14 protein-coding genes are annotated in these 18,597 nt (G+C 56.6%); 5 read left to right on the top strand and 9 right to left on the bottom strand.

Annotated features, from left to right (window positions below; translation table 11 throughout):
• Window positions 1-38: 38 nt before the first annotated feature.
• The 6 genes from EDB95_RS06460 to dnaA all read right to left on the bottom strand — a co-directional run bounded on the left by EDB95_RS06460 (window position 39) and on the right by dnaA (window position 9,957).
• Complete coding sequence (locus tag EDB95_RS06460; protein ID WP_211352054.1) at window positions 39-1,481, bottom strand: RICIN domain-containing protein; 1,443 nt, start codon at window positions 1,479-1,481, stop codon at window positions 39-41.
• A 76-nt stretch (window positions 1,482-1,557) separates the two neighbouring features.
• On the bottom strand, window positions 1,558-3,177 hold the full coding sequence (locus EDB95_RS06455) for a RagB/SusD family nutrient uptake outer membrane protein (protein WP_133991717.1): 1,620 nt from the start codon (window positions 3,175-3,177) through the stop codon (window positions 1,558-1,560).
• 11 nt (window positions 3,178-3,188) lie between these two features.
• On the bottom strand, window positions 3,189-6,494 hold the full coding sequence (locus tag EDB95_RS06450; RefSeq protein WP_162852494.1) for a SusC/RagA family TonB-linked outer membrane protein: 3,306 nt from the start codon (window positions 6,492-6,494) through the stop codon (window positions 3,189-3,191).
• 205 nt (window positions 6,495-6,699) lie between these two features.
• On the bottom strand, window positions 6,700-7,851 hold the full coding sequence (locus EDB95_RS06445; RefSeq protein WP_133991711.1) for a FecR family protein: 1,152 nt from the start codon (window positions 7,849-7,851) through the stop codon (window positions 6,700-6,702).
• Window positions 7,852-7,902: 51 nt separating this feature from the next.
• Complete coding sequence (locus tag EDB95_RS06440) at window positions 7,903-8,490, bottom strand: RNA polymerase sigma factor (RefSeq protein ID WP_133991709.1); 588 nt, start codon at window positions 8,488-8,490, stop codon at window positions 7,903-7,905.
• A gap of 33 nt (window positions 8,491-8,523) precedes the next feature.
• Window positions 8,524-9,957 (bottom strand): chromosomal replication initiator protein DnaA, encoded by a 1,434-nt coding sequence (dnaA, locus tag EDB95_RS06435; protein WP_133991707.1) that lies wholly within the window; start codon window positions 9,955-9,957, stop codon window positions 8,524-8,526.
• A 578-nt stretch (window positions 9,958-10,535) separates the two neighbouring features.
• Between dnaA and EDB95_RS06430 the strand changes: the two genes are divergently transcribed.
• From EDB95_RS06430 to EDB95_RS06415, 4 genes are read left to right on the top strand one after another with little or no spacing between them, the layout of a single operon-like run.
• Complete coding sequence (locus EDB95_RS06430) at window positions 10,536-10,928, top strand: DUF3127 domain-containing protein (RefSeq protein ID WP_133991705.1); 393 nt, start codon at window positions 10,536-10,538, stop codon at window positions 10,926-10,928.
• Between the two features lie 2 nt (window positions 10,929-10,930).
• Window positions 10,931-12,496 (top strand): NAD(P)/FAD-dependent oxidoreductase, encoded by a 1,566-nt coding sequence (locus EDB95_RS06425; RefSeq protein WP_133991704.1) that lies wholly within the window; start codon window positions 10,931-10,933, stop codon window positions 12,494-12,496.
• Window positions 12,497-12,552: 56 nt separating this feature from the next.
• Window positions 12,553-13,491 carry an ABC transporter ATP-binding protein gene (locus EDB95_RS06420; protein WP_133991703.1) on the top strand — a complete coding sequence of 313 codons (939 nt, stop codon included), beginning with the start codon at window positions 12,553-12,555 and terminating at the stop codon, window positions 13,489-13,491.
• A complete protein-coding gene (locus EDB95_RS06415) occupies window positions 13,488-14,768 on the top strand; it encodes an ABC transporter permease (protein WP_133991702.1) in 1,281 nt (426 codons plus the stop codon). The genes EDB95_RS06420 and EDB95_RS06415 overlap by 4 nt, the downstream gene beginning before the upstream one ends.
• Before the next feature lie 75 nt (window positions 14,769-14,843).
• Here the strand turns inward: EDB95_RS06415 and EDB95_RS06410 are convergent, their stop codons facing one another.
• The 3 genes from EDB95_RS06410 to EDB95_RS06400 are packed head-to-tail and all read right to left on the bottom strand — an operon-like array spanning window position 14,844 to window position 17,211.
• Window positions 14,844-15,254, bottom strand: coding sequence for a carboxypeptidase-like regulatory domain-containing protein (locus EDB95_RS06410; protein ID WP_133991701.1), 411 nt, complete (start codon window positions 15,252-15,254; stop codon window positions 14,844-14,846).
• Between the two features lie 23 nt (window positions 15,255-15,277).
• Complete coding sequence (locus EDB95_RS06405) at window positions 15,278-16,219, bottom strand: NAD(P)H-dependent flavin oxidoreductase (protein ID WP_133991700.1); 942 nt, start codon at window positions 16,217-16,219, stop codon at window positions 15,278-15,280.
• Complete coding sequence (locus EDB95_RS06400; RefSeq protein WP_133991698.1) at window positions 16,216-17,211, bottom strand: sugar phosphate nucleotidyltransferase; 996 nt, start codon at window positions 17,209-17,211, stop codon at window positions 16,216-16,218. Before EDB95_RS06400 ends, EDB95_RS06405 begins: the two co-directional genes overlap by 4 nt.
• A gap of 100 nt (window positions 17,212-17,311) precedes the next feature.
• On the opposite strand from EDB95_RS06400, the gene EDB95_RS06395 reads away from it, so the two are divergent.
• A complete protein-coding gene (locus tag EDB95_RS06395) occupies window positions 17,312-18,592 on the top strand; it encodes a serine hydroxymethyltransferase (RefSeq protein WP_133991697.1) in 1,281 nt (426 codons plus the stop codon).
• The last annotated feature ends 5 nt before the right edge of the window (window positions 18,593-18,597 follow it).

The raw sequence follows: 18,597 nt of genomic DNA, 5'->3' as shown, positions 1-18,597 counted from the left end.
GGTGTATTGTGTTGCGGCGCCTGTGGCGCCCTTTTAGATTATTCCTGTACAAACTTCCATTGCTGGGCCACGGTGCCGTTCGAAGTCCATATCTGGATCTTATTCCCATTGGCGGTCCCCTGGGCATTGTCGTCCAAGTCGGAGGCCGGGGCGCAGGCCGGGCTCATGCTGTAGTAGCCCCCTCCTAAGCTGGTGATCAGCCAGCGCTGTGCGTTGGTCCCGTTGTCGGTATAAATCTGGACCTGGGTACCGTCGGCCGTACCGGAGTTGCTCACGTCCATCATCTTACCCGGTGCGCAGGCGGGCTCCAGTTTGTAATAACCGCCCCCCAGGCTGGTGATCTGCCAGCGCTGTGCGTTGGTCCCGTTGTCGGTGTAGAGCTGGACCTTGGTGCCGTTGGCGGTGCCGGATGAGGTTACGTCCAGGACGCTGCTGTTGTTGACGGCCGACACGATCTTGTAGGTCGCTCCGGACACGAGACCGGTGGTATCGGTGGCGGCGGGGTTCATGATCTGGATGGCCTGCCGGCTGTAGGTGAATGAGGGTACGTCGTTGTAGTCCCGGCTCATCCGGTAAGCGCCGACACCACAACCGCTGTTGCTCACGACCCACCCGGCATAGCTCAACAGGTCGTTCCCGACGGTCGCATCCGAAGGACTAAAGCTGTCCCCGTTGACCAGGAAGATGAGCTTGCTCAGGCCGTAGGTGCTGACCAGCGGTCCGAAGCTGGCCGTACCGCTCCCGCTCCAGTAGTGGCTGCCAGTGGTATAGGCCTGAAACAAGACATAGTCATAGTTGCCCGAATAGCTGGTGTAATAGGTCCCGTCGACCCCTCCGCCGACGCTGCCGTCGGTGTCGAAAAAGAAGACCGGTTTTTTGCCCATCACGGTCAACGCCGACGTGGAGTTTGGCCCGAAATACCTGGCCACGGAGATGAGCAGGCTTTGCAGGTTGGTGGCATTGGGCACCTCGCCGCCCAGCGTACCGGTCTCGATATCGAGGTCGATCCCGTCCAGGGAATCCTGTACGATGTGCTGCTGGTACATCGCCGCGGCCCAGTGATCATACGTGCTGGTGGCGGTGGGGGTGGTACTCGTCCCGGGGTTGGAAGGGTCGTTGGAGGCCCCGTCAAAATAAGCGTCGGAAACAAAGTGACAGACTACGATCCGGGTCCCTTTGGCCTGTGCGATCCTCCAGTCGTTACGAACCGTGTCCCGGCCCGCGAAGAACTCCAGGAAGTCTACGCTGTCCGGGGCATTTGCCGGGTTGACGGATGCGGCGGGGTCGTTGCCGTCAGCCACGAGGTAACCGACAAAGGGATGATGGGCGCTGTTTTTGTAGGCGATCAGGCCGCCGTTGGAGGTGGAAGCATCGGACGTAATGCCCGGGGAAATGGACTGGACCAGGGGTTTCTGACACGCAGTTTGCAGCATCAGGGTGAGGCACAGTGCGCCCTGTGCAAGCTTCGTTAGAGATGTCATGCATAAACGATTTAGTGAGTGTATAAAAATTGCGGCGGCAGACGGGGCGCACGCTGCCGCCGCAAGGTAGCTTCGTCTATTTCTTATCCCACCAGAGCTTCGTCCCCCCGTTATCCGGCCCGCTCAACAAAGAGACGGCCGCGGTCACGGCGGCGTTGTCGTTTTGGTACTCCACCTGGGGGAAGGGTAACCTCCTTATCTGTATCTGAGTGCTGATCGTGCCCTGGCTGTAATTAATAAGTACGGGCCAAACTTTTGGATAACCCGTGCGCCGGAACTCCGCCCAGGCTTCTTCGCCGTTCGGGAACACGGCCAGCCATTTCTGGGTGATGATGCGTTCGAGGTTGTGTTCGAAGGTATCCCCGCTGTTCCAGGCGATGGTGATGGTGCTCAGGTCGGGTGAACCGGCGGCTTCGTTGTTGGTGGCGTCCACGGGATCGGTATAGGGCGCGGCGGTGCTGGTGGTATTCGTGATATAGCTGGCCGCGCTGCCGACACCGTAATAGCTAAAGGACAACTGGATCCCGCCTTCATAAAAGGACTGGGCGGTTCCGCCCATGTTCCAGCCCCTTAGGGCACCTTCCGCCCTCAGGAAGTCGACTTCCGCGGCGGTCATCCATTGTATGGGGGAATTCTGGTTGAGGTTCATACTGGAAAAACCTTCGCGGGCGGTACGATCGGCCGAGGTGAGGATGCTGATGCCGCTCCGGATACCGATGTACTGGCCCGGATAGGTCGTCGACGCCGTCATGATGGCCGGAAGACGGGGGTCGCCGTACCCGTTCAGGAAAGACCCCAGGACGGCTCCGGCGCGGATATCCCCGTAGTTGTAGTCGATGACCCAAACCGGGTTGTAGATGGTGATCCCGTTGGCGGACCCGACGAACGCATTGTCCGTATTGGCCGTCATGACCCCGTACGTATTGTTGACCGCGGCCTCGGCTTCCTGCTGGGCCAGGGTGGGGTTGGCGTACACGATGCGCATCGCCAGCCGCAGCTTCAGCGAGTTGGCGAATTTGATCCATTCCACGTATTTACCGCCGAACACGAGGTCATAGTTGGCCAGCGGCGTAGCGCCGGGGTTGGCGGCGACGTAAGCGCTCAGGGTGGTGATGGCCGAGTCCAGCTCGGAGAAGAACGCGTTGTAGATGACATCCTGCCCGTTATAGGGGACGGAGTAACCCCCGCCGCCATAACCGGTATAGGGAAGGGGGCCGTAGACGTCCGTGATCCGGTGCATGGCCGCCACCTTCAGGATATTGGCCACGGCATAAAAGTCGGGGTTGGAGGCCGCTGCCCGCAAACGGATCTGGTACCAGTTGGGCATGACGGTGTTATACCCTACGTTAAAGGGCGCGTTGTCCCAACCCGAGTTGAGGGCATACGTGGAATTGTTCTGCCCACCGCCAAAGGCCGTGGGGGTGCCCATATACCCGGAGAAAAGATCCGCGTTCAGGTTGACGGCGACCTGGTAGACCGACCCGTCCCCGGTGTTGGCCGCGACGGGGATCACGTTTTTCTCGATCACAGGGAAGAAGGCGCCCAGACCTGCGTGGTCCAGTTGCAGCATGGAGTCGGTCAACCCGTTGGGGTTGGTATTCATGCTGGCGAAATTCTTGGTACAGCCCGTAAGGACCGACAGATAAAACGCCGCGGCCACGGGGAGGCTATATTTTATATTTCTGGTTAATGACATGGTTCAGTTTTTTAGAAGGACACGTTTAGGTTGATGCCAATGTTCCGGAGGCTGGGCTGGTTGAAATAGTCATAGCTCTGGTAGAAGGTCCCGGTGGACGCCACGGATTCAGGATCATAGGGGGCCTTGTTGTAGATCATCCAAAGGTTCCGGGCTACGACGGACAGCTTGAGCCTTTCCACCTTGCCTGAAAACCACTTTCCGGGGAACGTATACCCGAAGGAGACCTCCCTGAGCCGGACGTTGGTGGCATCATAGGCATACAACGCCATGGCACCGGTTGATCCGCCCGAAGCACCGGCCACCGCCTTGTAATAGGATTCGGCGGTCAGCAGTTTGCCGTTGAACATGACGCCACCCGCATTCCTTGCGTCGGCGGTGGCCTTGGACACGCCATAGAAGTCCAGGATCGACTGGGTCGCGGAAACCACTTTACCCCCCACGCGGGTATCGATCAGGAAACTCAGGCTGAAATTCTTGTAGGCAAACACGTTGTTGAAGCCCAGGTTGAAGTCCGGCGTGGCGCGTCCCACCTTGGTGAAGTGCGTGTTGTCCACGATCGGAAGACCATTGGCATCCGTGACGTACGTGCCGTTGGCATTTTTTTCCAGGCCGTTCGCATAGATGTCCTGGGTCGTCCCGCCCTTGGCGAGGACCATCTCGTAACCACCGGAGCTGGCAGCCACCAGGCTGTCCTCCGAAGTGAGCTTGCCGGTCACGGGATCGGTAAACGGCGGCAGCATCCGTAAGATCTTATTCCGGTTGAGGGAGAAGGCGATGCTGGGCGACCAGCTCAGGGCGCCGATCCTTCCACCGTACCAGCCCAGGGTGGCTTCCACGCCCTCGTTGCGCACCTTCCCGGCATTGACATAATAGCCGCTGAAACCGGTGGCCGCGGGCCAGCTCACGCCAAACAGTTGGTTGCTGGTGTTGGCGTTGTAATAGGTGGCGCTCAAACCAAACTGGTCATGGATGAAGTGGAGGTCGATTCCGGCTTCAAAGGAGGTGGTCAGCTCGGGTTTGAGGGTGGTAAAAGGTTCCGTCGTATAGGTTTGCAGGGTATTCCCGCTGATGGTATAGACAGGGTTGGAGAGGTAAGGCGAGGGCGCGTTGCCCACCTGGCTGAGCGAAGCCCTCAGCTTGGCAAAATTGATAAAGGACGGGAGCCGGACCTCATCCGACAGGATGTCCGACAAACCCACGGAAGGATAAAAGATGGACGCATGGTTGGTGAACGCCAGACCGGAGGACCAGTCGTTCCGGGCGGAAAGATCCAGGAAGAGGCGTTGCTTATAGCCCAGGGTACCGCTAAAAAATACCGCCTGGGTCTGGTTTTCCTGCTGCACGGTCTGCTTGATGGTCATGTTGGCCGGGCTGATGTTGACCAGGGAGAAAAAGTTGGGCACGGTCAGGAGCGGCCCCCCGATGGTGTCACCGCTGGTTTTGTTGTCCAGGATGCTGGTACCGACCGTCAGGTGCAGGTTAAAGTTGGAGAAATCGGTGGTATAGTTGGCCATGAGGTCCGCGTAGGTCTGCTTGCCGTTGTCATTCCCAATCGTATAGGAACCGTCGGGACCACCGGCTAGAAAACCCGAGGTGGACGCGTAGAGCTTTGCCGTATAGACGTCGTTCGAGTTGTCGTACTTGACCCGCCCAACGACATTCAACCCTTTGGCAATATTGTACCGCAAGGCCACGGTCCCCAGGAAACGCTCCCGTTTGGCGTCGAACTGTTCCCGGTTGATGATCCAATAGGGATTCTCCGCTTCAAAACCCAAGTCCCCGTAAGGCCAGTACTGGACTTTAAAGTTGCGGGTAGGATCGTAGCGCTCGTAGTTTTTGATGTTCGCCAGCGTATCGGAGGGGGGGAACAGGTAGATCGGAAGCAGCGGGTTGTTGTATTGCCCCTGGCCGGGAACATTCTGTTGATCCTGGGACAGGTACATCGCGGTTATGTCCAGGTTCAGCTTGTCGTTGAACAGGCTGCTCGTATTGCGGGCGGTAAAATTATACCGGTGGAAATCGTTGTTGGGTATGATCCCCCGGGCCTGGGCCGAAGCGGCGGAAAAATAGGTCTGGCTTTTCTCGGAGCCGGTAGAGACGTTGATCGCGTTGGTGAAATTATTCCCCGTCTGGAAAAAATCCTTGGGTTTGTACCCGGTGGACTGGGTGATCTTCGGGCCCCAGCTGTCGTAGGCCCCGGCCGCGTCCGCTCCGTAGGTATCCTGGAATTTGGGCAGCACAAGCGGGTTGTACACGGTAAACCCGGTGTTGAAGTTAACCCGGGTCTTCCCGGCGATCCCTTTTTTCGTGGTGATGAGGATCACGCCGTTAGCGGCCTGGCTTCCGTACAGGGCGGCCGAAGCGGCGCCCGTCAATACGGATATGCTTTCGATGTCGTCGGGGTTGAAGTTCGAAATACCGTCCCCGCCGTCTCCACCGCTAAAAAGCCCGCTGGGCTGACCGGTGAAAAGATTGGGCAGCGGGATCCCGTCCACGACATACAGGGCGTTGTTGTTCCCCGTCAGGGATTTCACACCCCTCAGGACGACGCGGGTCGATCCGCCGATACCGGACGCACTCCCGTTGATGGTCGCGCCGGCGACTTTACCCGCAAGGCTGTTGACAAAGCTGGGATCCTTCACGTCGTTGACCGAATTGGACCCTAGGGTCTGGACATTATAGGCGACCGAACGGGCCGAACGGCGGATACCCAGGGCCGTTACGACGACCGTATCCTTGAGCACGTTGTCTCCCGGTTTCAGCGCGATGGAGACCTCCACCGTATTACCATTAACGGTGATCAGCCGCGAATCGGTGATATATCCCACGTAAGACACCTCCAGCGTATACGCCCCCGGGGGAACATCTCCGATAACGAAGACCCCGTCCGTATTGGTCTGGGCGCCGTGGTTCCCGGGTTTCAGGTAGACCGTGGCGCCGACGAGGGGCTTGCCGCTTTCGTCGAGTACCGTGCCCCGTACGGTTTGTGCGGGCAGCGGTGGCGCATCCGGCACGGGGAGCGGCCCCTGCCGGACCGTGATGATCTTGTCTTCTATGACAAACGAAAGCGGTTGCCCTTGCAGACAAGTGTTGAGCACGTCCTCCACGGACGCGTTTTTGACGTGTACGGACACCTTTGGCACGCCCTTGAGGAGCTGCGCGTCATAGATAAACGAATAGCCGCTTTGCTGATGGATAAGGGTAAACAATTTGGACAAGGGGATGTTCCGTTCATGAAGGGAAAGTGTCTGGGACACCCCGGTGGCACTGACGTGTAATGCGGCTGTTAATAACAAAAATGCAGTCAGCTTCATGACAAGCATAATTTGCGAACAAAACGCCCGTGGCGCTTTGCCAAGTGCAAGCAGATTCATACCTTTAATAGGTTTGGGTTTAATGTAATAGACAGTCTGGTTAGATTTGCTATGGGTTACCCGAACGTCCTCCAGGGGTAGGTCGAAGTGCCCCTGGTTTTTTTTCGGTCCCCCCTCTTTTACGTTTGCATATTTATCATGTAGTTTATGGTGTCACCAAAAGTTTTTTGCCCTCTACCTTCACCTGCACACCGTTAATCTCCAGGACCTTTAAAACACTCGACAGGTTGGCGCTACGGGCCACCGTCCCCACGAACTCATACGTCTTTTCCTTATGGCCCTGGTAAACGACGTCCACGTCGTACCAACGCGACAACTGGCGCATGACCACGGGCAGGTCCACGCCGTCGAAGCGGAAATACCCGTTTTTCCAGGCCACGGCGCCTTCGAGGTCGGCCAGGCCTACCTGCAACTGGTGCGTACCGGCATCCAGCAAAGCCGCCTGTCCGGGCCGTACCAGGCTTCCGGTGCTTCCGCCCGACACCCGTACGGAACCCTCCAGCAGCGTTGTCGCCGTCCGGTCTTCATCGGCATAAGCCATGACGTCAAAATGAGTGCCCAACACGTCCACGGTCATATCCCCCGCCGTAACGCGGAAAGGTTGGCCGGCGCGGGGAGCGACCTCGAAATAGCCCTCCCCCGTCAGGACCACGCGGCGTTCCTTCCCCGTAAAAGTGGTGGGAAAACGAAGTGAACTCGATGCGTTAAGCCAGACATGCGTGCCGTCGGCCAAGACAACCTGGTATTGACCGCCCCGCGGTGTGGAAATAGTATTGTACAATGCACTCCCCGTTCCCAGGGCCGTGTAAGCCAACTGACCTGCTCCCGTCTTGACCACGCCTGCACCTCCTTGCCGGGTCAGCTGGCCTTCGGCCGCACGGTCCAGGACAATGGTCCGCCCGTCGCCGAGCGTAAGGGTGGCTTTGTTGCCACCGGGTCCGACATCCTGAACCGCGATGGGTTCTTTTGGCACCGTGGGCCGGGGACGCCGTTCATAACGGTTCCACGTATACGCCCCGACGCCCATGACGAGGACAGCGGCGGCCGCAGCGGTCCAGTACATCCTCAGCGGACGGCGGGCGCGCGTGCTTTGTTCCAGCCGCGCCCAGATGCGATCGCCGGCGGCCCCGGCGGGATGGGGCTCCTCCTGCCCCTTGTACTCCCGCTGTAACGCCTCCAGGAGGGGCTTCCGGCCGGCGTCCGACGCCAGCCATGCAAACAATTCCTCTCCTTCCTGCGCGGAACACGTTCCGTCCAGGTAGCGCTGTAAAAGATCTTGGTAGTAGTCAGGGGACATATCTGCTAATATCCCAAAACCGGGAAAGAGGGTACCCCGGTGGCAAAAAATTTAAGCCACCATCGCCAGGAGGAGCAAGACAAGGGTAACATCCCCATTGCGCAGCATAAAATCGTGGATGGACCGCATCGACAGGATCATGTGTTTTTTGACGGCGTTGCGGGAGATGCCTAAGATGGCCGCCGTTTCCTCGTAGGTCTTTCCTTCTTCCCGGCAAAGGCGGAAAACGTTCCGGCGCTGTTGGGGCAGAAGGGACAGGGCCTGGCCGAAAAGACGCTCGTATTCTTTGTTCTGGCCGATCCATTCGAGGGGCGGTTCTTCGCCCAGGTGCCGGAGGACGCGCGCCCTCAGCACCCTATCGGCGGCGATCCGTTGGATGGTTTTGTAGACATGGTTGCGGGCAATCCGGTAGAGGTATCCCCCAAAAGCCCCCGAGGGATCGATCCTTTCCCGGACCTCCCATATTTTTAGAAAGACGTCGTGGACCAGGTCTTCGGCGAGGTCGGGCAATTTGACAAAGCGCAGGATATAATGATATATACCGGCATGGTAACGCTGGTATATAGCCGCATACGCAGACCTGTCCCCAAGGACCATTTTCTGCAGGAGCTCCGACTCGGATGGTGCGCAATCGTTCATGACATTGCTCCCACAAGTTTATGCAAAAAATGGTTACATCGCGGCGAGCTGTATCTTTTGCTGGAGCTCCATAACGCTTTCACGATAAAGGAGGTCGGTATCCATGAGGTCCTTGACCGTCTGGAAGGAGTGGATGACCGTGGTATGGTCCCGGCCGCCGAAATGTTCCCCGATCGTCTTCAGGGAATTTTTCGTAAACATCTTGGCCAGGTACATGGTAATCTGGCGGGCCTGAACGACCTCCCGTTTCCGGGTTTTTTCGAGGAGTTTGTCGTAAGGGACGTTAAAGAAATCACACACCATCTTCTGGATGGTTTCTATGGTAATCTCTTTCGAGGAGGTCTTTACAAAATTACGAAGCACTTTTTTGGCCAGTTCCAGGTCGATCTCCCGTTTGTTGAGGGACGACTGGGCCAGCAAGGATATCAGCGCGCCTTCCAGCTCCCGGACGTTGCTGCTGATGTTATAGGCCAGGTACTTGACGACTTCCTTGGACATATCCAGGCCGTCGTTCTTCATTTTCCTTTCCAGGATCTCGATCCGCGTCTCGTAGTCGGGCACCTGCAAATCCGCGCTCAACCCCCAGCGGAAACGGCTCAGGAGGCGTTCCTGCACCCCGTCCAGGTCTTTGGGCGGTTTGTCGGACGTCAGAATCAGCTGCTTCCCGCTCTGGTGAAGGTGGTTGAAGATCGCGAAGAACGCATCCTGTGTCTTTTCCGCACGGCTGAAGAACTGGACGTCGTCTATAATCAATACGTCGATGAGCTGGTAAAAGTGGATAAAGTCATTGACCGCGTTGTTGCGGCTATGGTCCATGAACTGGTTGATGAACTTCTCCGAGCTGACGTACAGGACGACTTTGCCGGGATGCGTGTGCTTGACCTCGTTGCCGATGGATTGGGCGAGGTGGGTTTTCCCCAGCCCTACCCCACCATAGATGACCAGGGGATTAAAGGAAGTGGCACCGGGTTTTTCCGCGACCGTTTTGCCCGCGCGACGGGCGACCCGGTTGCAATCCCCCTCGATAAAGGCATCGAAGGTGTATACCGGGTTCAACTGGGAGTCGATCTGTACCTTTTTCAACCCCGGTATGACGAAGGGGTTCTTGACGGGGTTATTGATCACCAGCGGAAAATCCATTTCGTTGTTGGTATATGTTTTATACCCTTGTGCGGGCACATCCATGGTAATGGGCTTACTGGCCTGGTTCCCGCTGTCCATCATGATCCTGTATTCCAACCGGGCTTCCTTGCCCAGCTCCCGCTTTAGCGTTTTACCCAAAAGGCCTATATAATGTTCTTCGAGGTACTCGTAAAAAAACTGGCTGGGGACTTGTATCGTTAAAACGTTCTCCTTCAAATCAACCGGTGTAATGGGCTCGAACCAAGTCTTAAAATGCTGCCATTCTACGATATCCTTTATGATAGAGAGACAAGTATCCCAAACTTTATCGCAAGTTTTCGTCATTGTACCTTAAGCAATTTTTATAATAGAGTTAATAATATTTGGACCTTGAACTTATACATCATCTAGTGAGCCTTTTGAACGCGCTGTTTCGATAAAGTTTTTTTGAGCAGGACAGCGAATATCAAAAGAAAATGTTGAAAAAAAAATTTTTACTGCCTTCTTTTTTTCCCAATAAAGACAGAATCTGAATTCAACAAATTTTTTTCTTTGCTACAACGCCTACAACCTACACACCCAAGCGTCCATCTACCGCGATCAGTTTCCTGAAATGCTTACCTGGCTTGAGTTTCACGCACATCAAACGCATAGGTTTTTGCTGGACAAGGAATCGAAAATGCAAAAGGATTATGATAAACAAATTGTTACGGCAAACCGTTTTTCTGGTTTGCAAAAAGCGTGCTACTTCTGGACGTATAGGCGAAAATCATTGGACGGGATGCGTGGCAAAATTCCGGTAAGCAATCAACGGGTCGAGTGTTCTTGGAAAGTACAAAATTTTATGCTCGCGACAATCCTTGTGACAAGATATATTTTGCATGCCAGCTTTACGTACTTTCGCGGTTTAAATCATTCGTTACATGAGCTACGAGATCACTGGTAAATTAGTGGCCAAATATGACACCGTCCAGAGGACGGGCACCTTTAAAACGCGGGAATTCGTCATCGAAAAAACCGAAGACATCGGCGGCCGGTCCATCACCAACTACGTCAAGTTCCAAAGCGTGCAGGACAGGGTTACGCTGGTCGACCGCTTCAACATTGGTGACGAAGTCAAGGTCTCTTTTAATATAAAGGGAAGCCGTTGGGAAAAAGACGGCCGCGTCAACTACATCACCAACCTGGACGCCTGGAGACTTGAACAAGTTCAACTGGGCGCTTCGGCTTCATCCGGCGTTGATGCTATCCCCGATTACGGAGCCTCTTCCCCTTCTTCCGCACCGCCTGATTTTGTGGACGACCTGCCCTTCTAAGGATGCAGCAGGACCTCACCCTACGCATGACGCCTTCACAGGCGGACAACCGGGAAATCGTCATGCAACATATATCGGAAGCGACCGCAAGGCCGCTTTCATCGCTTACGGGCTTTTACCTCCAGAAGCGATCCATAGATGCGCGCGGTAAACAGCCCTGGGTCCAGCTTACGGTAAAGGCCTTCTTCGACGAACCCTTTACCGGCCGCCCGCCGAAAACGTTCCATTTCCAGGACGTGCACAATGCCGCGCGCCAGGTGCTCATCGTGGGCGCCGGTCCCGCCGGTATTTTTGCCGCCCTTCGTCTCCTCGAACTCGGCATCCGTCCCGTTCTCCTCGAAAGGGGCAAGGACGTCCGCGCAAGACGAAGGGACCTCGCGCTGCTCAACCGGGAAGGCATCGTCAACCCCGACAGCAACTACTGCTTCGGAGAGGGCGGCGCCGGCACCTATAGCGACGGCAAACTGTACACGCGCAGCAACAAAAGGGGCGATATTGACCGCATCCTCCACCTCTTTGTCCGTTTCGGGGCCGAGGACAAGATCTTATACGAAGCCCACCCCCACATCGGCACCAACAAGCTGCCGCAGATTATGACGGCGATGCGCGAGCACATCCTCGCGTGTGGGGGGCGGTTTCTTTTTGAGGAAAAAGTGAGCGGGCTGCTGTTCGCGGAGGACGGCGCGCGCATCCGCGGCGTCATCACCGCGGCCGGCCATCAGCATGAAGGCGACGCCGTCCTCCTCGCCACCGGCCACTCGGCCCGCGATGTATTCGAATTCTTACACGCCCAGGGCGTGGACATCCACTTCAAACCCTTTGCCCTCGGCGTCCGCATCGAACATCCCCAGGCCCTCATCGACAGCATTCAATACCACCGCACGGTGCGGGACGTTTTCCTGCCACCTGCTGCCTATAACCTCGTTGAGCAGGTCGACGGCCGCGGCGTCTTTTCGTTCTGCATGTGCCCCGGCGGCATCATCGCCCCTGCCTCCACCGCACCCGGTGAGGTTGTTGTCAACGGCTGGTCTCCGTCCAAGCGCGACAATGCCTTTGCGTGCAGCGGCATCGTCACCAGCATCGACGAACTCCAGGTCCTGCCCTTTGCGCGGTTTGGTCCCCTCGCCGGTGTCGCCTACCAACGCGCCGTGGAGCAAAAGGCCTTCGAGGCCGGTGGCGGGGCCCTCGTAGCGCCCGCCCAACGCATGGCCGACTTCGCCGCCGGCCGGCTATCATCCACCCTCCCCTCCTCTTCTTATATACCCGGTCTCCGGTCGGTACCCCTGGAAGAAGTATTGCCCCCGTTTGTCTACGAAGGTCTACAAAAGGCTTTTGTCGACTTCGGACGAAAAATGCCCGGCTATTTCACCAACGACGCCGTCGTTGTCGCGACCGAGTCCCGCACGTCCTCGCCTGTGCGGATCCCGCGGGATCCGGTGACGCTGGCGCATCCGCAGGTCGACAATTTGTACCCCTGCGGAGAGGGCGCCGGTTATGCAGGGGGCATCGTCAGCGCCGCTATGGACGGGGAGCGCGTCGCGGCGGCGATCGCGGCGCGCCTCCCGTAAAAAAAACACGTCAGGCGACGTAACATTCTTTACTTTTCCTCCACCAACAGTACCGTATGAGCCCAATACTGGAAGTACAACATCTAAAAAAGTACTACGCCACGCAAAAAGCGGTGGACGACATCAGCTTTTCCATCCCCTCCGGAAGCATCTTCGGTCTCCTGGGACCCAACGGGGCGGGAAAGACGACCCTGCTGCGGATGATTACGGGGATTTTTTTCCCCGACAGCGGACAAATCCTTTTTGATGGACGCCCCTTTCAACCGGAGACCGACCTGGTCCACATCGGGTACATGCCCGAGGAAAGAGGTCTGTACAAAAAAATGAAGATCGGCGACCAGGCCCTTTACCTGGCGAGGCTGAAGGGCCTCAGCAAACAGGAGGCCTCCGAAAAGATCCGGTACTGGTTTGGCAAACTGGATATGGACACGTGGTACAACAAAAAGACCCAGGACCTCTCCAAGGGCATGGGGCAAAAGCTACAGTTTGTCACGACCATCCTCCACCGGCCGAAGCTGATCATCCTCGACGAACCGTTTAGCGGTCTGGACCCGGTCAACGCTAATTTGATCAAGGACGAGATCTATGAGCTCGCCCGCGCCGGTTCGACCGTCATCTTCAGCACCCATCGCATGGAGCAGGTGGAGGAGATCTGCGACCGGATCGTCCTCGTCAACCAGGGCAAGAAAATCCTGGACGGGACCGTCGCGGGGGTGAAGCAGGACTTTAAAGAAAACCTCTATCGCCTCGACGTCGCGGGCGCCGCGGCTGCAAACGGCGCGCATCCCTCGTTCGACATCGTCCAGCAAAACGCAGGCAGCCTCGTGCTCCGCATCAACAACGGATACTCGTCGAACGACGTCCTTAGTTATTACATCGGCCAGGGCGCGCTTGTTTCCTCCTTCCAGGAGATCCTTCCGTCACTCAACGACATTTTTATAAAGCTGGTCGAGGGCACGCCCCTGGCCCGTCAATTTCAAAACGTACAGGCATGAACAAGACAGGACTCGTTTTTCAGCGGGAATACCTGACGCGGGTCAGGAAAAGATCCTTTTTGCTCGTCACCATCATCATTCCGCTGATCATCATCGGATTTTATGTAGCCATCATCTACGTATCGATCAGCGGGAATACCACCGAACAAAAGATCGCCGTCGTCGACCAGGAAGGTCTTTTCGCCGGGCAGGACCTCCACCAAAAGGAATTCACCTTTCAGTTGTTCCCCGTCGGCCAGGCGGAAGATATTGCGAACAATTACGACAAACAGGGCTTTGACGGGTACCTGCTGGTTCCTCTTAATACCATCGAAGACCCCGGTCTTTTGCAGTTCCACCGCAAGTCCGAAGCGGGCTCCGGCGCCCAGGGCGACCTGAACGCCATCCTGGAGGCCATGATCAGCCATCGCAGGATGCAGGCCGCGCATATAGACGCCGTCAAGATCAAGGAGCTTACCCCCGACATTGCCCTCGCGGCCACCATCGGCAACGAGGCGCGTAAAAGCGTGTCCGACGTCGCCAGGGGCGTGGGGTACATTGCGGGTTTTCTTATTTATTTCATCCTGCTGATTTATGGCACCACCGTCATGCGCGGCGTGATGGAGGAAAAAACAACGCGCATCGCGGAAGTCATCATCAGCTCCGTCCGGCCGTTCCAACTGATGTTGGGGAAAATTTTGGGCATTGGTGCGGTGGGACTTACCCAGTTTTTAATCTGGGGCGTGTTGATTTATGTCCTGCAGCTCATCATCCCGGTGGCCTTTCCCCAGATCGGCCAGTCCTTGCACAGCATGGGCGCGGGAAATATGCTGATGTCGCTGCTGGACCAGGCCCGGTCGCTGAACTTCGCCCTGATCATCGGTTGCCTTATTTTTTACTTCGTGGGTGGTTACCTGCTCTACGCCTCTCTTTTTGCCGCCGTCGGCAGCGCGGTGTCGGACGATGCCCAGGAAGCCCAGCAGATGGTCATGCCCATCACGCTGATGGTGGTCTTCAGCCTTGTCGTCATGATGAAGGCCACCGCAGACCCCAACAGCAGCCTCGCGGTTTTTGCCAGCATTTTCCCCCCCACCTCCCCCATTGTCATGATGGGACGGATTCCTTACGGGGTGCCGACGATACCCTTGTGGCAGTTGCTCGCGAGTATGGTGTTGCTCGTCGGTGGGTTTTTGTTTACCACGTGGTTTTGCGGGAAGATTTACCGGACCGGGATCCTGCTCTATGGGAAGAAGGTAACCTTTAAAGAAATGATTCGCTGGGGGATGAAAAAGGCCTAACGGGTCGCCGCGCGCACAAAAAAGCAGCCTCAACGGGCTGCTTTTTGTTATACATAATGTCTAACACGTAATGTCTTACTCGTAAATCTGCAATTGATTGGAAAAAGTCCCGTGGTCGGAATCGTTCCACATACAGTCGGGTTGCAACTGTACTTTGAGCTGGGTCTTTTTGTCGGGGGTTACGACGACCTTTTCGGTGGTGACCTTTTTGTACCCATTGGACTCGAACGTCAGCTTGTACACACAAGGCTCCAACTGGCCGATGAAAAAGTTTCCATTCTCATCCGTTTCAACCGCCTGGGGCTTTAACAGACAAGGCGAAGACACCACGACGGTGACCTGTTTGAGCGGCTTTGCGCAATCGGTCATGACCGTGCCCGTGATATTACTGTTCCCATTGCTCCCCGGTGCACCCGTTGTGTTGGTGGCGCCGGCGGCAAAGGCGGTAAGCATAAGACTGCAGAAGAAGAGGTAATGCTTGACCATTTTTAGCAATTTCGAGGACTAAACTACGTAAAATCTGTTGGATTTTGCAAGGCTTCCTGAAATTCCTTCCAAACCCTCCGGACAATGTCGCCGGCGGGGAGAATTTCGTGCAAAAGGGCGCTGACCTGTCCAATTTCAAGCTCCCCTTCGTCCAGGTCCCCTTCAAACATGCCTTTTTTGGCACGACCGTTTCCCAGCAAGGCTTGCAGTTCCTCCGGGTTGGCTCCCCGGGCCTCGGCGGCGCGGACGGCCTTGTAAAACGCATTGACGAGCAACCGGACAGGTGTTAACTGCTTCATCGTCAGAAAGGTATCTCCTTCCTTCGCGGCCAGCACGGCATTTTTGAAGGCGATATGGGAGGACGCTTCCTCGCTGGCGACGAACCGGCTGCCCATCTGTACGCCGGAGGCGCCTAAGACCATGGCGGCCAGCATACCCCGGCCGGTGGCAATGCCTCCGGCGGCGATGACGGGGATGGACACCGAGGCACAGACCTCGGGCACCAGGACGAGGGTGGTGGTTTCCTCCCGCCCGTTGTGGCCCCCGGCTTCAAAACCTTCAGCCACGACGGCGTCGCAACCGGCTTGTTCCGCCTTTCGGGCAAAAAGAGCGCTGCTGACCACGTGTACGACGGTGACGCCCTTTTCCTTTAGCATCCCGGTCCACGTTTTGGGGTTACCGGCGGAGGTAAAGACGATGGGGACCCGTTCCGCTAAAACGATGTCTATGTGTTTGTCTATATCCGGGTACAAAAGCGGAATATTGACGCCGTACGGCGCGTCCGTCGCCGCCTTGCATTTCCGAATGTGTTCTCTCAGAACGTCGGGGTACATACTACCGGCCCCGATGAGGCCGAGACCACCCGCGTTGCTCACGGCGCTGGCCAACCGCCAGCCGCTGGCCCAGACCATCCCCGCCTGGACGATGGGATAACGGGTACCGAAAAGGGTGGTGACCCGGTTCATCCCAGTGCGATTTCGGTATTGTCGCCGATATTCAGGCTGCGGCTTTCGCCCTTGATGGACGCGTCGCTCCCAATCAGGGATTCGGTCAACACGATCTCCGTAAGGTTGGAATAGGCGCCGATGATGGAATTGCGGATGATGCTGGAGTTGATCACCGTGCCGTCCCCGATGGCAACGTTGGGGCCGACGATGGAGTTCCGTATGTCACACCCCTCGGCGATGCTGACAGGCGGGATGAGGATAGAGTTGTCGAACTTATGGTTGGACGCGATGTTGCTCCCAAACTTCTTGAGCAGGATGGCGTTGGATTGCAGCAGCGTTTCCTTGCGGCCGCAATCGAACCAGTTCTGGACCTTGAAAGCGTGGAAAATACAACCCTGGCGGATCATACACTCCAGGGCGTCGGTCAGGTTGAAGTCGTAGGGCCGGCTGGGGTGGGGCTGATGGCTGACGGTGGACAGACAATCAAACATCACCCGCGTATCCCGGATCTTGTACAAACCGACGAGGGCCATGTTGGACTTGGGGATCTGGGGTTTTTCCACGACCTGGCTGATGAGACCGCTTTCTTCCACCTCCGCCACCCCGAAGTCCCGGGGGTCGTCGACGCGTTTTACGCCCAACAGGGAGTTCGGGTTCGCCAGCACCTCGCGCACGTCATACTCACAGATGGTGTCGCCCAATACGATAAATACCTCGTCCCCGTCGACGATGTCCTTGGTCAGGGAGATCGCGTGACCCGTGCCCTGACGCTCGTTTTGTTCTACGAAGTGGACCTGGAGGTACGGATATTTTTCCTTGACATAATCCCGGATCTTGTGACCGAGATAGCCGATGATAAAGATGAATTCCTGTATACCGGCGTCCTGGAGCTGGTCTACAATGATGCTGAGGATGGTTTTCCCTGCCAGGGGGATCAATGCCTTAGGCTGGGTGTAGGTATGTGGACGTAAGCGTGTCCCCGCACCGGCCACCGGTATAATTGCCTTCATTGTTAAAATCGTTTTAGCCTTTCGATTCCCGGGGCGTGAAAATAGTGATTTTCCGCAAGGGAATTTTAACCTTATTTTTGCGGCTTAAATATACTCCTTCATGCATAGAGACGAAATCGTATTTGACCTGATCCACAAAGAACTGGAACGTCAACGCCATGGCATCGAGCTGATCGCATCCGAAAACTTCGCCAGCCTGCAGGTGATTCAGGCCATGGGCAGCGTACTGACCAACAAATATGCGGAAGGTTACCCCGGCAGAAGGTACTACGGGGGTTGCGAAATCGTCGACCAGGTAGAACAGCTGGCCATAGACCGGGCAAAAGAAATGTTTGGCTGTGCTTACGCCAACGTCCAGCCGCACTCCGGCGCCCAGGCCAACTCGGCCCTGATGCAGGCCATTCTCCAACCCGGGGACAAGATCCTGGGGCTGGACCTGAGCATGGGTGGTCACCTGACCCATGGTTCTCCGGTTAATTTCTCGGGCAAACTCTACCACGCCCTTTCTTACGGCGTCGTCAAAGAGACCGGTCGCGTGGACTACGACCACCTCGAAAAAACCGCCCTCGCCGAAAAACCCAAGCTGATTATATGCGGGGCTTCCGCCTACAGCCGCGACTGGGACTACGCCCGCATCCGCAAGGTCGCCGACCAGATCGGGGCCTTTGTCATGGCGGACATCGCCCACCCGGCCGGTTTGATCGCCAAACAATTGCTGGCTTCTCCCTTCGACCATTGTCACTTTGTTACGACCACGACCCACAAGACCCTGCGCGGTCCCCGTGGCGGTCTCATCCTGATGAAGAACGACTTTGACAACCCGTTTGGGCTGAAAGACGTGAAAGGCAATACCCGCCTGATGAGCAACCTCATCGACCTCGCCGTTTTCCCCGGCACCCAGGGCGGCCCGCTCGAACACATCATTGCATCCAAGGCCATCGCCTTTGGCGAAGTGCTTAGCAACGAATTCACGAGCTATGCCAAACAAATCGTGTCCAACGCCCAGACCATGGCCAAGGCCTTTGTCGACCGGGGATACGAATTGATCTCCGGTGGTACGGACAACCACCTCATGCTGATCGACCTCCGCAACAAGAACATCAGCGGCAAAAAAGCGGAAGGCGTGCTGGGGAAGGCCGAGATTACGGTCAACAAAAACATGGTGCCTTTTGACGATAAATCCGCTTTTGTCACTTCCGGTATTCGTGTCGGGGTCCCCGCCATCACGTCCCGGGGCATGAAGGAAAGCCACATGGAGTTTGTCGTCAGCGCGATCGACAAGGCGCTTATGAACGCGGATGATGAGGCGGTGCTGGGCAAGCTGGCAGGTGAGGTGAAAGCGTTCATGGAGCAGTTCCCGCTCTACCCTGAACTCAAATAGGCGCC

It is taken from the genome of Dinghuibacter silviterrae (assembly GCF_004366355.1).
Taxonomy (GTDB): domain Bacteria; phylum Bacteroidota; class Bacteroidia; order Chitinophagales; family Chitinophagaceae; genus Dinghuibacter; species Dinghuibacter silviterrae.
Note: the sequence above shows the minus strand (reverse complement) of the source record. Positions and strands in the feature narration are given on the sequence as shown.

Coding starts and splice junctions, on each gene's coding strand:
- EDB95_RS06410 (WP_133991701.1), bottom strand. CDS start 15,254: ATGGTCAAGCATTACCTCTTCTTCTGCAGTCTTATGCTTACCGCCTTT.
- EDB95_RS06445 (WP_133991711.1), bottom strand. CDS start 7,851: ATGTCCCCTGACTACTACCAAGATCTTTTACAGCGCTACCTGGACGGA.
- EDB95_RS06440 (WP_133991709.1), bottom strand. CDS start 8,490: ATGAACGATTGCGCACCATCCGAGTCGGAGCTCCTGCAGAAAATGGTC.
- EDB95_RS06415 (WP_133991702.1), top strand. CDS start 13,488: ATGAACAAGACAGGACTCGTTTTTCAGCGGGAATACCTGACGCGGGTC.
- EDB95_RS06405 (WP_133991700.1), bottom strand. CDS start 16,219: ATGAACCGGGTCACCACCCTTTTCGGTACCCGTTATCCCATCGTCCAG.
- EDB95_RS06425 (WP_133991704.1), top strand. CDS start 10,931: ATGCAGCAGGACCTCACCCTACGCATGACGCCTTCACAGGCGGACAAC.
- EDB95_RS06395 (WP_133991697.1), top strand. CDS start 17,312: ATGCATAGAGACGAAATCGTATTTGACCTGATCCACAAAGAACTGGAA.
- EDB95_RS06400 (WP_133991698.1), bottom strand. CDS start 17,211: ATGAAGGCAATTATACCGGTGGCCGGTGCGGGGACACGCTTACGTCCA.
- EDB95_RS06455 (WP_133991717.1), bottom strand. CDS start 3,177: ATGTCATTAACCAGAAATATAAAATATAGCCTCCCCGTGGCCGCGGCG.
- EDB95_RS06460 (WP_211352054.1), bottom strand. CDS start 1,481: ATGACATCTCTAACGAAGCTTGCACAGGGCGCACTGTGCCTCACCCTG.
- EDB95_RS06420 (WP_133991703.1), top strand. CDS start 12,553: ATGAGCCCAATACTGGAAGTACAACATCTAAAAAAGTACTACGCCACG.
- EDB95_RS06430 (WP_133991705.1), top strand. CDS start 10,536: ATGAGCTACGAGATCACTGGTAAATTAGTGGCCAAATATGACACCGTC.
- dnaA (WP_133991707.1), bottom strand. CDS start 9,957: ATGACGAAAACTTGCGATAAAGTTTGGGATACTTGTCTCTCTATCATA.
- EDB95_RS06450 (WP_162852494.1), bottom strand. CDS start 6,494: ATGAAGCTGACTGCATTTTTGTTATTAACAGCCGCATTACACGTCAGT.